This window comes from Agrobacterium sp. fls2-241-TYG-188a (assembly GCF_030209845.1).
The window spans coordinates 589,200-602,834 of record NZ_JARVRD010000003.1 but is presented as its reverse complement, the minus strand read 5'-3'; the positions used below and the strand labels follow the sequence as shown (position 1 = coordinate 602,834).

General features: G+C 57.8%; 13 protein-coding genes and 1 tRNA gene. 4 read left to right on the top strand and 10 right to left on the bottom strand.

Annotated elements, in window-relative coordinates; translation table 11 throughout:
• Positions 1 to 171: 171 nt before the first annotated feature.
• Positions 172 to 1,056: an N-formylglutamate amidohydrolase gene (locus QRN85_RS16845; RefSeq protein ID WP_112962851.1), complete on the bottom strand. Its 885-nt coding sequence runs from the start codon at positions 1,054 to 1,056 to the stop codon at positions 172 to 174.
• Positions 1,057 to 1,237: 181 nt separating this feature from the next.
• On the opposite strand from QRN85_RS16845, the gene cpdR reads away from it, so the two are divergent.
• The 3 genes from cpdR to QRN85_RS16830 all read left to right on the top strand — a co-directional run bounded on the left by cpdR (position 1,238) and on the right by QRN85_RS16830 (position 2,166).
• Positions 1,238 to 1,600: a cell cycle two-component system response regulator CpdR gene (gene cpdR, locus QRN85_RS16840; protein WP_027675545.1), complete on the top strand. Its 363-nt coding sequence runs from the start codon at positions 1,238 to 1,240 to the stop codon at positions 1,598 to 1,600.
• A gap of 81 nt (positions 1,601 to 1,681) precedes the next feature.
• Positions 1,682 to 1,756 (top strand) — tRNA-Val (locus QRN85_RS16835).
• 170 nt (positions 1,757 to 1,926) lie between these two features.
• Positions 1,927 to 2,166, top strand: a complete 240-nt coding sequence (locus tag QRN85_RS16830) for a hypothetical protein (protein WP_062584436.1) — start codon at positions 1,927 to 1,929, stop codon at positions 2,164 to 2,166.
• Between the two features lie 94 nt (positions 2,167 to 2,260).
• Here QRN85_RS16830 and QRN85_RS16825 read toward each other — a convergent pair whose 3' ends face one another.
• The 7 genes from QRN85_RS16825 to QRN85_RS16795 all read right to left on the bottom strand — a co-directional run bounded on the left by QRN85_RS16825 (position 2,261) and on the right by QRN85_RS16795 (position 9,786).
• On the bottom strand, positions 2,261 to 2,653 hold the full coding sequence (locus tag QRN85_RS16825) for an acyl-CoA thioesterase (RefSeq protein WP_062585534.1): 393 nt from the start codon (positions 2,651 to 2,653) through the stop codon (positions 2,261 to 2,263).
• A gap of 163 nt (positions 2,654 to 2,816) precedes the next feature.
• Complete coding sequence (locus QRN85_RS16820; RefSeq protein WP_284759417.1) at positions 2,817 to 3,281, bottom strand: NfeD family protein; 465 nt, start codon at positions 3,279 to 3,281, stop codon at positions 2,817 to 2,819.
• 1 nt (position 3,282) lies between these two features.
• The gene (locus QRN85_RS16815; RefSeq protein WP_284759416.1) at positions 3,283 to 4,347 is read right to left on the bottom strand and encodes an SPFH domain-containing protein; all 1,065 of its coding nucleotides are present in this window, start codon (positions 4,345 to 4,347) and stop codon (positions 3,283 to 3,285) included.
• A 42-nt stretch (positions 4,348 to 4,389) separates the two neighbouring features.
• Positions 4,390 to 5,439 carry a ferrochelatase gene (gene hemH, locus QRN85_RS16810; RefSeq protein WP_062585536.1) on the bottom strand — a complete coding sequence of 350 codons (1,050 nt, stop codon included), beginning with the start codon at positions 5,437 to 5,439 and terminating at the stop codon, positions 4,390 to 4,392.
• 185 nt (positions 5,440 to 5,624) lie between these two features.
• Positions 5,625 to 7,580, bottom strand: coding sequence for a 5'-nucleotidase C-terminal domain-containing protein (locus QRN85_RS16805; protein WP_284759415.1), 1,956 nt, complete (start codon positions 7,578 to 7,580; stop codon positions 5,625 to 5,627).
• A gap of 208 nt (positions 7,581 to 7,788) precedes the next feature.
• Complete coding sequence (gene omp10 / locus QRN85_RS16800) at positions 7,789 to 8,160, bottom strand: outer membrane lipoprotein Omp10 (protein WP_062584444.1); 372 nt, start codon at positions 8,158 to 8,160, stop codon at positions 7,789 to 7,791.
• A gap of 177 nt (positions 8,161 to 8,337) precedes the next feature.
• Positions 8,338 to 9,786: a homospermidine synthase gene (locus QRN85_RS16795; RefSeq protein ID WP_113219825.1), complete on the bottom strand. Its 1,449-nt coding sequence runs from the start codon at positions 9,784 to 9,786 to the stop codon at positions 8,338 to 8,340.
• Positions 9,787 to 10,032: 246 nt separating this feature from the next.
• Here QRN85_RS16795 and QRN85_RS16790 point away from each other — a divergent pair, with 246 nt between their 5' ends.
• A complete protein-coding gene (locus QRN85_RS16790) occupies positions 10,033 to 10,941 on the top strand; it encodes a GGDEF domain-containing protein (protein WP_113093616.1) in 909 nt (302 codons plus the stop codon).
• A gap of 46 nt (positions 10,942 to 10,987) precedes the next feature.
• On the opposite strand, the gene QRN85_RS16785 is transcribed toward QRN85_RS16790, so the two are convergent.
• Complete coding sequence (locus QRN85_RS16785; RefSeq protein WP_062585539.1) at positions 10,988 to 11,623, bottom strand: aminotransferase class IV family protein; 636 nt, start codon at positions 11,621 to 11,623, stop codon at positions 10,988 to 10,990.
• An 82-nt stretch (positions 11,624 to 11,705) separates the two neighbouring features.
• The gene (locus tag QRN85_RS16780; RefSeq protein ID WP_284759412.1) at positions 11,706 to 13,565 is read right to left on the bottom strand and encodes a M3 family oligoendopeptidase; all 1,860 of its coding nucleotides are present in this window, start codon (positions 13,563 to 13,565) and stop codon (positions 11,706 to 11,708) included.
• Between the last annotated feature and the right edge of the window lie 70 nt (positions 13,566 to 13,635).

Here is a 13,635-nt window from a genome sequence, read left to right as displayed (position 1 = left end):
GGCAATAATAAATATGATTGACAATTGGGCATAATCGACATAGGTTTTGATCACAGTCTTTGACTGTAAATACCCTCCTTGGGTGTTTCCTCCCTAGACTTGACCGCGCCAAGGCGCGGTTTTTTTTGTCCGCAAATGCTGCGGACCATACTTCAGAGATAGCGGGGGAGGTCACTCGGCGGCAAAGGCCATGTCGAGGGCGTATTCGGAAACGAACATCGAGAACTGGCGCATGAAGGTGTCCAGAGCGGACTGCACCGCGTAGAATTCCGGTGTCTTCAGCAGCGTCTTTTCGTCCACATAGAGCGCCCTGCTGATCTCGATCTGCACCGCATGAAGCGAGCGGATGGGCCTGCCGTAATGCTCGGTGATGAAGCCTCCGGCGTAAGGCTTGTTGCAGACCGCGGTAAAGCCCAGTTCTTCCAGGAGATGCAGGGCCGCGCGGGAAATTTCTGCCGATGCGCTGGTGCCGTATCTGTCGCCAATGATGATGTCGGGACGGACATTGGATCCGGCAAGGCGGATATTGCCCGGCATGGAGTGGCAATCGACCAGAACCGCCATGCCGAAATTGGCGTGGGTGCGTGAAATGAGCTTTCGCAGGCAGGCATGGTAGGGTTTGTAGATCCGCTCAATGCGGTTCAAACCCTCGTCCACCGGAAGACGGTGGGCGTAGATATCCATATTCTCTGCAACGATGCGCGGCACGGTGCCGAGACCGCCCGCAACGCGCATGGAGCCGATATTGGCGTAAGAGGGCAGGGCACCATCGAACATGCGCGGATCGAGCTCATAGGGCTCGCGGTTCACATCCAGATAGGCGCGCGGAAAGTTGGCTTTCAGCAGTGGCGCGCCGATATCGGTTGCGCCGGAAAACAGTTCATCGACATAATGATCTTCGGAGCGGCGGATTTCGTAAGCGTTCAATCTCGATGATTCGAGGAACGATACGGGGTAGCATCGACCGCTGTGCGGTGAATTATATACGAACGGAATGCTGTGAACGGCTGGTTCGTGCACTTCGAAGAGTTCGTACTCGCCCGTGACCCAGTCCATCCCGCCCCGTTTACCATGTCATAATTCTGCCAGAAGCATCATGTTGCCAGTTAAGGCAGAGCAAGTCCATACTGCATCCCAGTCGCCGGAGTCATGATTCTACCGTTCACATGATATTTACTGAAAATGCGGTATGATCGGGATAAGGTATTCCAATAAAACAGAAGTTACGGTCACTTAAATGGTACAGAAAATTCTTCTCGCTGAAGATGACAATGACATGCGGCGCTTCCTTGTGAAGGCGCTTGAGAAAGCCGGATACAAGGTTTCCTCCTTCGATAATGGCGCAAGCGCCTATGACCGGCTTCGCGAAGAGCCTTTCTCGCTGCTGCTGACCGATATTGTCATGCCTGAAATGGACGGCATCGAACTCGCGCGTCGGGCAACCGAACTCGACCCGGACCTCAAGGTCATGTTCATCACCGGTTTTGCCGCCGTCGCACTCAACGCTGATTCGAAGGCGCCTAAGGACGCAAAGGTCCTTTCCAAGCCTTTCCACCTTCGCGATCTCGTCGACGAAGTGAACAAACTCCTTGTGGCATAAGGCTTGTAAAAAAGCTTTCACAAAACCGCAAAAAAGCAGTTGACGCTTCATCCGGTTTCGTGATTTATGCGCCGCAACGGAGGGCGTGTAGCTCAGCGGGAGAGCACTACGTTGACATCGTAGGGGTCACAGGTTCAATCCCTGTCACGCCCACCATCCAGTTTCAAAAAGGCTTTCGGGAAACCGGAAGCCTTTTTTGGTTTCAGGCAGTTAGGCGCAGGAGATGAGCCTTTCCATCACGGTTCCGGCCGCCCTCTCCGATACAATCGCAATTCCCAATTTTACCTGTGCTATAGGTGGCTGCTATCCGCACAAGGAACAGAGCCATGGCCAAAGTCAAACTGATCGTTCTCGCCGCCTACAAGGCCGATGACGAGGGAAATATGGTCGAGGCATTCGAGCCAAGGCAGATGCCGACGGAAGAGCGCGCCGTGCGTGAGGGGAAATCACTGGCAAGCCAGTATGATGGTGTCCTGGCCTGGGCGCGCGATGCCGACCCGGATCTCGGCGAATACGGCCCTCCGGTGATTATCTACCAGCACGGCGAAATTCCCGATATTGGGTGAGATGTGGTTCGATAGAGGTCCGGATTTGCATAGCAGATGGTACCGACACGCAGCCGTACAGGCGGTTTAGATGTGCCTGTCTTTCTCGAACCGTCTACGCGATGTCCCGCTGCACCGCTCTCGGGTTCCCCTCATCATCGACCGCGACCATGATGAACACCGCTTCGGTGACCTTTTCGCGGGATTGCTGCGAGTGGCGGCGGGTCCAGGCTTCGATTTTGAGGGTGATGGAGGTGCGTCCGACTTTTTCGATGCGGGTGTAGACGCAGAGCGTGTCGCCGATCTTGACCGGTTTCTTGAAAACGATTTCGTGGACGGCAACCGTGACGGTGCGCCCGCCTGCAACGTCATTGGCGCGGACGAAGGCTGCAAGGTCCATCTGCGACATGACCCATCCGCCGAAAATGTCGCCTGCCGGGTTGGCGTCGGCGGGCATTGCAAGCGTGCGCAGGGTCATTTCCATATCTGCGGGCGGCTGTAGTTCCAATTCCATTGTTGAAAACCCTTGGCTGTGGTCTGGCAATAAACAATGCCTACAGCATGGGCAGCCCGGGAAGCATTGATTTTCCGGAAGACAAGAGATGCACCTGCCGCATGTTGTTGCAGCAACATGGCTGGGCAGGCTCACCCGCCAGAGGATGAACGCCAGATCAGTTCAGGATCGGCTCGACGGTCAGCGTCCGCCCATGGGCGGAGGCGATGCGCACACGGGTGCCTGCCGGTGCGTCTTCGCCCTGCACGGGCCACCAGGTATCGTCCAGCTTGATGCGGCCTCGCCCCTCGCTGATGGGCTCGTGGAGGGTGGCGGTGCGGCCTATGAGGCTGGCTTCACGCTGGTTGAGGAACGGCTCATCGGTCTTGGCGTGGTTGCGGCCATAATAACGGCGGCCAAGCAGTGCGAAGGCGACGGAGAGGACGGCGAACAACAGCAGTTGCACATGCCAGCTCCACAGAGCCGTATCCCAGAGCGCAAGCGATACCGCGCCGATGACGAGGGCTGCCGCACCAATCCAGATGAGGAAGACGCCGGGGGCGACAAGTTCGGCGGCCAGCAGGACGGTAGCCAGTATCCACCAGCTCCACGGGCCGAGATCGGTGACGAGGCTGGCAATCATGTCAGCGCTCCGTGGATGGGCCGAACGGGTTGTTGGGGATGCTCACGTTGATGGTCTGGGCCGATGGGCGGCTGGAGGTAGGCGGTACAGAGCTGCGCTGTTTTGCCGAGGCGGTTGTATCGGACGTGGACTGTGCATCGCTGTCGCGACCGAAAACTTCCTTGGCGATGGCGCCAATGCCGCCGAGAGAGCCGATCAACGACGAGGCTTCCATCGGCATCAGGACGATCTTGGAGTTTTTCGCGGTGCCGATGGCGGTCATCGCTTCGGTGTATTTCTGGGCGATGAAGTAGTTGATGGCGTGGATATCGCCAGCGGCGATGGCTTCGGAGACCATGCGGGTGGCATTGGCTTCGGCTTCGGCCAGACGCTCACGCGCTTCGGCATCGCGGAAGGCTGCTTCGCGCTGGCCCTCGGCCTCGAGAATGGCGGATTGCTTGGCGCCTTCGGCCCGCAGAATCTGAGCGGCGCGCGAGCCTTCGGCTTCCAGCACCTGCGCGCGCTTCTCACGCTCGGCCTTCATCTGCCGGGCCATGGAGTCCACGAGGTCTTTTGGTGGGGCGATATCCTTGATTTCGATGCGGGTGACCTTGATGCCCCACGGGCCCACGGCCTCATCCACCACGCGCAACAGCCGGTCATTGATGGCATCGCGGTTGGACAGGAGTTCATCGAGATCCATCGAGCCCATGACCGAGCGGATATTGGTCATGGTGAGGTTCTGGATGGCAGATTGCAGGTCGGTGATCTGGTATGCCGCCTGGGCGGCGTTCAGGACCTGATAGAAGGCGACGGCATCTGCTGAAACGCTGGCATTGTCCTTGGTGATGACTTCCTGGGTGGGAATATCAAGCACCTGCTCCATCACGTTCAGCTTGGCACCGACGCGCTCGATATAGGGCGTGAGGATGTTGAGGCCGGGTTCCATGGTGCGGGTGTAGCGCCCGAAGCGCTCCACCGTGTAGCGATAACCCTGCGGCACCGTCTTGATGCCCGCAAACAGCGTGAGAATGACGAGCCCCACAACGACGATCACGACAATATCGAAACCACCCAGATCAAACATCGTCATCTCCCTCTATGCTGTCATGTCTTGTATCGGCTGGGGTTACACCCAGCCCTGCAGCTCCCTGCGTACAACTTTCTCGAGAACCCGCATACCCTCAGAACTGTCATTCAGGCATGGAATGTGGGAAAACTTCTCGCCGCCATTGTGGTGGAAGATCTCGCCAGCTTCGCCCGCGATTTCTTCCAGCGTTTCCAGACAGTCGGAGACGAAGCCCGGATTCATCACGGCAATGCGCTTGACGCCTTCCTTGGCAAGCCGCTCCACCGTCTTGTCGGTATAGGGCTGCAACCACTCTTCCGGTCCGAAACGGGACTGGAAGGTGATCATGAAGCGGTCCTTGTCCAGACCCAGCTTTTCACGCAGCAGGCGACCCGTCTTCATGCACTGGCAATGGTAGGGATCGCCCTTCTTGAAGTAGGATTGCGGAATGCCGTGGAAGGAGGCGATGATCTTTTCCGGCTCCCAATCCAGCGTTGCCAGATGGGCTTTGACGGAGTTGGCGAGAGCATCGATATAGGTTTCGTCGTCGTGATAGGGCGGGACGGTGCGAAGCGCTGGCTGCCAGCGCTGCTTCATCAGATATTCGAAGGCCTTGTCGTTGACGGTAGCCGTCGTTGCCGCCGCAAATTGCGGATAGAGCGGAAAGAGCAGGATTTTTTCACAGCCTTGCGCCTTCAGCGCGTCCATGCGTTCTGCAATGCTCGGCTTGCCGTAGCGCATTCCCCAATCGACGACGACATTGGGCAGGTCGGTCAGCATCTTCGCCAATGCCTCACCCTGATTGCGGGTGTAGGTGCGCAGATAGCTTTCGTTCAGCTCGTGGTTCCAGATTTCCTCATAGGCCTTGCCAACCTTCTGCGGCCGCTTGTTCAGCACGATGCCGTAGAGAATAGGGTACCAGAACAGGCGCGACCACTCGATGACGCGCTTGTCGCTGAGGAACTCTGCCAGATAGCGGCGCATGGATTTGTAATCCGTGCCATCGGGCGTGCCGAGGTTGACGAGGAGAACGCCGACCTTGCCGAAGGCGACCTTCGGGTGATCTGCGGGGAAATGCGCCGTCTGAAGTGTGGAATTGTCTGCGATCATGAAATCGTCCTGAACCTGCATTGTCTGGTCAGCCATACGCCAAGACCATCGTGTTGGATCATCTTGTAGAGCATCGATCCCACAATCTGAATTGAATTCTTGAGTTTAGAACGTGACATTTCAACGCGACTGAAAAACAAAGGCCGGCCCGCATGGCGGACCGGCCTGATTTCGATGCGCTATGGTCAGTTGGCAGGAACGGTCAGCTCATCACCAATCTCGATGTGGTTCGGACGCTTCAGCGCATTTGCTTCGGCAATCTTCTTCCATTCGGTGCCATTGCCGTATTTCTCTGCGGCAATTTTCCAGAGAGAATCCCCACGGGCCACGACATATTTCCCAGAAGCAGGAGCCGTGGGTGCAGGCGCGGCTGTGGTTGCCGCCGGTGCCGGGGTTGTGGCGGCTGGCGCTGTTGCAGTGGCAGGTGCAGGCGCGGTTGCCGCCGGGGCCTGGGCTGTCGTTGCGGGAGCCGTCGGGGCAGGGGCGGCAGCTGCGGGCTTGGCTTCTTTTGGTGGAGCCACATAGTCAGCAGGCGTAACATCCATCACGCGGCCATCGGTGTAAGGCTTGTAGGGGCTGTGGGCGCCGATATAGGCGGCGACCGCATCTTCAAGGCTTGGTCCGAAATCATAGGGGTTGATGGCCTTGGTTGCGAAGGTCTTGAAGCCATCGCCGCCGGTGCGGGTGTAGTTGTTGGTCACCACGCCATAGGTCTTTTCCGGGTCGAGCTTGACGAAGGCGTCGCCTTCCTTGACCTCGACGGAAACGATGCGGCTGCCAGGTGGCTTGGAGCGATCGAAGGAATATTTCAGGCCAGCGGTCTGCACGAAGCGACCGGCACCTTCCTCGATCTGGCCTGCGCCATTTTCAAGAGCCGCCAGAAGATCGACGCCCTTGATCTGGAATGTGGCAACGGAGTTCTGGAATGGCAGAACCGTCAGCACTTCGCCCATGGTAACCGGGCCCGCATCGATGGATGCGCGCAAGCCGCCACCGTTCTGAATAGCGATGGTAATGCCCTGATCCTTGACGCGCTCCAGCAGCGCATCCGACACCAGGTTGCCCATGGTGCATTCCTTGGCGCGGCAGACTTCGCGCGAACCGTCGATTGCCGCTTCGGCAACGCCGATCTCTTTCTTCTTCATTTCTTCCAGCGGGGCGGCAAGTTCTGCCACGCGCTTGGTGAAGCCTTCATCCGGCGTGACCGATGCGTCGAGCAGCTTTGGTGCGCCAGCGGTGGACTTGACCACGCCATTGTCATCGAAGGTAACGGTGAGGTCGCCGAGGAACTTCGAATAGGCGTAGGCCGTGACGACAGGCACTTCAACGCCCGCCGGGTTCTTGACCAGCGTCGGGTAGGGGCCAGCCGCTTTCGGGTCGGTGCTGGACAGCAATGTGTGGCTGTGACCGCCGACGATCACGTCGATGCCATCCACCGAGCGGGCGATTTCCTGATCCTTGACGTAGCCGACATGGGACAGAAGAACGATCTTGTTGACGCCCTGATCCTGGATTTCCTTGACGGCGCCCTTTAGATATTCGACCTCGTCTTCAAACGTTACCTTGTCGCCGGGAGACGATGTCTCGTTCGTGTCGGTTGCCAGAACCGAGACAACGGCGACCTTCTGGCCGCCCATGTCCTTGATGACATAGCCCTTGAACTTGTCCTTCAGCTCGGAACCATCGGCAATTTTCGTGTTGCCGGAGATGATCGGGAACTTCAAAGCGTTGATGAATTTCAGAAGCTCTGCCGGGCCGTCATCGAATTCGTGGTTGCCGATGGCCATGGCATCGAAGCCGATGCCGTTCATGAATTCGGCAATGGGCGCGCTCTTGTACTGGGTGTAGAACAGGGAGCCCTGAAACTGGTCGCCAGCATCCAGCACGAGGATATTGGCGTTGGTGCCAAGCTCTGTGCGGCGGGCGTCGATGGCGCTCTTGACGCGGGCGATGCCGCCGAAGCACTCGTTCTTGCCAGCTTCCGCAGCAGAGCAGGTCGAATCCGACTTGTTGATCGCCTCGATCCGCGAATGCAGATCGTTGATGTGGAGAATGTTGAGTTGGTAATCAGCCAGCGCTGCCCCTGCCGAAAGCGCAACGACCGATGCGGTCATCAGGCTGAATCTCAAAATCCTGTTCATCGTGCTGTCTCTCCTGTTTTTAGCGAGCAAAAGCATTACGGCTCGTCCCTCAGACATGCATAGCGGTAAACTATGTCAGTCTTTCAAAGGCGATGTTTTCATCTCGTGGCATCTGCCGCAAGTAGAAATATGACAGGGTTGCGCAAATAAAAACGCGCGCTACACGCGCGCGTTGATTCAAATGGGCTCAGTTGGTCAGCGGCTGCAATCAGCCCTGGCGTGTCAGAGTGAACTGGCTGTTTGTGTCGGTGGTGCAATTCAGCTGCGAAGGCGAGATGAGCGCGCAATTGACGCGCGACTGGGTATTGCGCACCAGCGACGTCATGTTGATTTCATACAGTGTCGGTGAAATCGTCACATAGGTGCCGGAAGCCAGCAGCGTGTTGCTGTCTGTCGAGCGGGTGGAGAATGCGCCCGCCTGGAATGTCGAGACAATACCGTTTTTGTCCACCCAGCGTCCATCAACGGCCGGGCCCTGCGGGGCGGCAGTTGCCATGGGGCGCGGGGAGCGCGCGGCAGGGGCGCATGAAGAGGCAGCGATTGCGGCCAGAACCAGAGCGGCGCCTGTCTTGAAATTCATCTCTTTCGTCTCCAGCGATTCTTGTCGATCTTGTAAACTGACCATGGAATGAAGTCGGCCTTATTGCAAGCGAACGACACCACCTATGCACGGGTTCCCGGCGGTTCCCACAAAACTGACGGCGTTGCAAACCGGCACCATATGGTGTCTGCCGCCGGTCTGCACCGTTGTCCGCCCTTATCCGCGCACCAGAATGTTGCGGAACTGCCATGGATCGCCCGCGTCGATATCTTCAGGAAAGAGGCCGGGTCTTCCCTGAAGCGGTGTCCAGTCGGTGTAATGTCCTTCGACGGGTCCGAGGTAGCGGCGCTGGATGTTGAGGCAGCGCTGGTAGTCGAGCTCGTCTGCCTCGACGATGCCAGCTTGCGGATTTTCCAGCGCCCAGACCATGCCCGCAAGAACGGCGGAGCTAACCTGTAGCCCAGTCGCATTCTGGTTGGGCGCCAGCTTGCGGGCTTCTTCCAGCGTCAGGCGCGAGCCGTACCAGTAGGCATTCTTCTCATGGCCATAGAGAAAGACGCCCAGCTCATCGGCGCCGTCGGTCAACTCGTCTTCGGTCAGCACATGCTGTGTGGGTTGCGCAACGCCGCCATTGCCGAACATCTCGTAGAGAGACAAGACAGCGTCATTGCAGGGGTGATAGGCATAGTGGCAGGTGGGGCGAAAATCGACATGCCCGCGCTTGTCGCGCACGGTGAAATAGTCTGAAATCGAAATCGCTTCATTGTGGGTAACCAGCAGCCCATATTGGGGCCCAAGCGTCGGGCACCATGTGCGAACGCGCGTGCTGGCGCCCGGCTGGTCGAGAAAGATGGCGGCCTTGCTGCCCTTTTTCTGCTTGCGGGCGTTCTTTGGCATCCATTTCTCATGAGTGCCCCAGCCCAGTTCTGCCGGCTGCAGACCTTCAGCGATAAAGCCTTCGACAGACCAGGTGTTCCAGAAGGTGTTGAAGGGCTTCGGCTCCTTTGCGCGCTGCGTATCGCGCTCGGCAATATGCACACCCTTGACGCCCAGCGTCTGCATGAGTTTCGCCCAGCCTTCGCGATCGCTGGCGGCGGGTTCGTCGAATTCGAGATGCGTGTCGCGTGCAAGATTGACGAGTGCCTGTTTCACGAACCAGGAGACCATGCCGGGATTGGCGCCGCAGGTGGAAACGGCGGTCGTACCGCCGGGGCGTCGCGCTTTCTCCTTCAGCATGGTTTCGCGCAATGCATAATTCGTGCGTGCGGCATTATCCGCATCCGTGTCGAAGTAGAAGCCGGGCCATGGCTCAACCACAGTATCGATGTAGAGCATTCCGTATTTGCGGCACAGCTTCATCAGATCCACCGATGACGCATCGACAGACAGGTTGACGCAAAAGCCCTGTCCCTCGACATTCTTGACGAGCGGCTTGAGGACGTCCTTGTAATTGTCCTTGGTCAGATGCGCCTGAACATGGCGTATTCCCCGGCTTTCCAGATAGTCGGCAATATCGGTTCTGGGGTCGATGACAACAAGCCGCGACAGGTCGAACTTGAAATGGCGTTCAATCAACGGAAGCGTCCCGCGCCCGATGGAGCCGAAACCGATCATGATGATGGGACCGGTAATTTCGCCGTAGATCGGGTATTCAACTTCCGTCATTCTCAATTTCCTCTTTGAAGACAAGGCCTAAGCTAGATGATTAGGTCTCAACAATAAAGGGTAGCCGGATGACGGGCGTATGAAGACTGCCGGAAAGGTAAATCGAACCGGGTGCAAAGGGTCATAAAATCATCGGTACAGCTTGAGACTACGCATACTTGCTTTCGACGCCTATAATGCAATATTCAACCGTGCCGTTCGTTTATCGGAAAAGGGCAACCCATCGTGCGTCAGGAAACCCCCAGCCTGGACAGCCTCATAGAGCGCGTCATTGCGCTCCAGGACATGACGCCTATTTTCATCGCTCTCTATGATACGCAGGACAGGCTTCGCCATGCCAATCGCGCTTTTCGAGAAGCGTTCAATATTCCCCAGGACGCATTTCCCACCTGGATCGAGGTGCTGCGCGCCAATTATCAAGACCGCAAGGGCCTGATCATCACCACCAGTGACTTCGATGCCTGGCTTTTGTCCGCGCAGTCGCGTCGCGGCAAGGTGCCGTTTCGCGGTTTGGAGCTGGACATGCATGACGGACGCTGGATCTGGATGACGGAGACCGTGCAGGACGACGGCTGGATGCTGTGCGTGGGAACCGACATTACCAAGTTGCGACAAAATCAGCGTAGTCTGCGTCAGGATCGCGACATCGCCATGCGCGCGGCGCAGACGGACGAGCTGACCGGAACCGCCAATCGTCGTTTCGTCTTCGCCAAACTCGATGCACACATCGCCAATGTCCAGAGCGGCTTGGAGCCGCCCTTTGGTCTTTGCGTCATGGATATCGATTTCTTCAAGGCCATCAATGATCGCTTCGGCCATCAGGGAGGCGACACCGTGCTGCGGGATTTCGTAAAGATCGCGCATGAAACGATTCGCCGATCCGATACGTTCGGGCGCGTCGGCGGTGAAGAATTCATGTTGATCATGCCCCGCACGGCCCTTTCGGATTGCGCCGCCATGGCTCAGCGTATCCTCGAAAAGGTGAGCACATCCTGCCCGTTTCCCGGGGCTGCGGATTTTTCCTACAGCTGCTCTGCCGGGCTTACGCTCTACACATCAGGGGAAAGCAGAGCCGATCTTTACCAGCGCGTCGACCGTGCGCTCTATTCTGCCAAGCAGAAGGGTCGCGCCCGGGTCGAGTCCGTCGAAGAATAAGGCGCTCGCTCGCTGACGCCTGTTTCGATGGTGGTCTTGGCGTGGCTTAGACCAGCTCTGCCGCCACCAGCCCATGCAGGGAATTTCCGACAAACAGCTTTTTGCCTGCAAGGTCCGCGGGCCTGAGTGCCTGTCCACGCGCCTTGCGTTCGCGAATGAGATCTGCCCGCAGCACACCCGGCAGGATGCCGCTATCAAGCGGCGGTGTGAGCAACTGGCCTTCCGCACCCTCTACGAAAACGCTGGTCGTGGAGCCCTCGCAGATTTCGCCACGTTCGTTCAGAAGGAGAACTTCGTCGGCCTCACCGGCGGAAAATTCGGCTCTCGCCGCGTCGTAAGGTTCGCGGCGTGAGGATTTGTGCCTGTAGAAGGTGTCGCTGGAATCGAGCCGTGTCTTTTCAGCGATCCTGACCCGCCAGACGGCGTTGGCCGCAAGAGGAACGAAGGGTTCGGCCTTAATATCCAGCTCGCCCTTGTAGGTCATCACGACGCGCACGATCATAGGCTCGGTGCCGCCGACCGCCGCATTTAACGCCTTGACCGTATCGGCGGGAGCGCGGAAACCCAACGCATCCGCCGAACGCAGAAGCCTGCGCAGGTGCTGCTCAAGCCTCTGGAAACCGGTTTCGGGTTCCCAGCGCAATGTTTCCCTCAATGTCAGGTCAGCAGGCTTGCGTTTCATGCTCGGCATCCATCATGCGATTCACGTAAGGTAAAGCATAAGAAACGTCGAAGCTTGTCCGAAATTTGAGCCTCGCCGTTTTTTATTCCTTATCGAGTGCTTCCAGCTCGTCGATCAGTCCTTCGATCATCGAAAGACCCTTGTTCCAGAAGGATGGATCCGTCGCATCGAGACCGAAAGGCTTCAGCAATTCGGAGTGATGTTTCGTGCCGCCCGCCTTCAACAGCTCGAAATATTTGTCCTGAAAGCCCTCATCGGCATTCTGGTAGACCGCATAAAGCGAGTTCACCAGGCAATCGCCAAAGGCATAGGCATAGACATAGAAGGGCGAATGGATGAAGTGGGGAACATAGGTCCACCAGCTTTCATAGCCTTCCGAGATACGGATTGCCGGGCCAAGGCTCTCCTGCTGGACAGACAGCCACAGCTCACCAATCTGTTCCGCCGTCAGTTCACCATCTTTACGGGCCGTGTGCACCTTGCGCTCGAATTGATAAAAGGCGATCTGACGAACCACCGTGTTGATCATGTCCTCCACCTTGCGGGCCAGAAGCGCCTTGCGCTCGCGACGGTCGCTGGTGTTGTCGAGCAGCTTGCGGAAGGTCAGCATTTCCCCGAAGACCGATGCGGTCTCGGCAAGCGTCAAAGGCGTCGCGCACATCAACGCACCCTGTCCACCCGCCAGAACCTGATGCACGCCGTGGCCGAGCTCATGGGCAAGGGTCATGACGTCGCGCGGTTTGCCGAGATAATTGACGAGGACATAAGGGTGGGCCGATGGCACGGTCGGGTGCGCGAAGGCACCCGGCGCCTTGCCGGGGCGGGCCGGAGCGTCGATCCATTGCTCATCGAAGAAACGGCGGGCGATGTCGGCCATTTCAGGTGCGAAATCGCCATAGGCGGAGAGAACCGTATCCTTGGCATCTTCCCATGGAATAATGGCATTGGATGTATCGGGCAGGGGCGCATTGCGGTCCCAATATTCCATCTGCTCCATGCCCAGCCACTTGGCTTTCATCTGGTAATAGCGGTGAGACAGACGCGGATAGGCCTGCGTAACCGCCAGCGCCAGTGCATCCACCACCTCGCGCTCGACACGATTGGCCAGATGGCGGCTGTCGGCGATGTCTTCGAATTTACGCCAGCGGTCGGAGATTTCCTTGTCCTTGGCAAGCGTGTTGGTAATCAGCGTAAAGACGCGCAGATTGTCCTTGAAGGTCGCGCTCAAGGCCTGTGCTGCTTTCTTGCGGGTCTCGGCTTCCGGCTCCTGCAGCAGGTTGAGCGTTTCTTCCAGTGCTAGGCTTTTGCCATCCACTTCAAAGCGCAGATCCGACATGGTTTCATCGAAAAGCCGGTTGAAGGCCGCCGCACTGGTCATGGATTTTTCCAGAAACAGCTGTTCGAGACTGTCATCCAGCTGGTGCGGCTTGTCCTTGCGCAGATCGACCAGCCAGGGCTTGTAGTGAGCGGTCAAGGCATCGTTGGCGATAGCGGCATCGATGACTGCATCATCGATGCGGTTCAATTCCAATGCGAAGAACAGCAGGTGGGCCGACAGATCCGTCAGCTTCGACTGGGCATCGCCGTAGATCTTGCCATTGGCCGGGTTGGATGTGTCTGAAAAATAGGTGAGGCCGGCAAAGGAGCCGATGCGTCCGAGAAGATCATCCAGCGCCTCATATTCCTTCAGCGCCGCGCCAAGGCCCTTTTCGCCGGTGAGTTCGGCCGCCGCCTGAAGCTTGCCCTTCCATTTTGCTTCGAAGGCCTTCGCCCCTTCCTGCGCCTTTTCCAGTGCTGCCTTGTATTCCGGGGAGTCTGCCGAGGGGTAGAGATCGGAAAGTTTCCAGGTCGGAAGATTGCCCAATGCCGCGCTTGCCGTGGCGGCGTTTGCCGCGCCATCAGCGGAAAAGGCGGGCAGTGTCGTCGATGTCTTGAAAGTCATTCCGGGTTTCCTCTTCATCTCGTGTCCAAGCATATGGGGGCTTCGTTTCCCGTGGCAATGCTTAAAATGC

Excerpts from the sequence above, each read along its gene's own strand:
- QRN85_RS16845 (WP_112962851.1), bottom strand. The coding sequence starts at position 1,056 with ATGGACTGGGTCACGGGCGAGTACGAACTCTTCGAAGTGCACGAACCA.
- cpdR (WP_027675545.1), top strand. The coding sequence starts at position 1,238 with ATGGTACAGAAAATTCTTCTCGCTGAAGATGACAATGACATGCGGCGC.
- QRN85_RS16830 (WP_062584436.1), top strand. The coding sequence starts at position 1,927 with ATGGCCAAAGTCAAACTGATCGTTCTCGCCGCCTACAAGGCCGATGAC.
- QRN85_RS16820 (WP_284759417.1), bottom strand. The coding sequence starts at position 3,281 with ATGATTGCCAGCCTCGTCACCGATCTCGGCCCGTGGAGCTGGTGGATA.
- QRN85_RS16815 (WP_284759416.1), bottom strand. The coding sequence starts at position 4,347 with ATGTTTGATCTGGGTGGTTTCGATATTGTCGTGATCGTCGTTGTGGGG.
- hemH (WP_062585536.1), bottom strand. The coding sequence starts at position 5,439 with ATGATCGCAGACAATTCCACACTTCAGACGGCGCATTTCCCCGCAGAT.
- QRN85_RS16805 (WP_284759415.1), bottom strand. The coding sequence starts at position 7,580 with ATGAACAGGATTTTGAGATTCAGCCTGATGACCGCATCGGTCGTTGCG.
- omp10 (WP_062584444.1), bottom strand. The coding sequence starts at position 8,160 with ATGAATTTCAAGACAGGCGCCGCTCTGGTTCTGGCCGCAATCGCTGCC.
- QRN85_RS16795 (WP_113219825.1), bottom strand. The coding sequence starts at position 9,786 with ATGACGGAAGTTGAATACCCGATCTACGGCGAAATTACCGGTCCCATC.
- QRN85_RS16785 (WP_062585539.1), bottom strand. The coding sequence starts at position 11,623 with ATGAAACGCAAGCCTGCTGACCTGACATTGAGGGAAACATTGCGCTGG.
- QRN85_RS16780 (WP_284759412.1), bottom strand. The coding sequence starts at position 13,565 with ATGACTTTCAAGACATCGACGACACTGCCCGCCTTTTCCGCTGATGGC.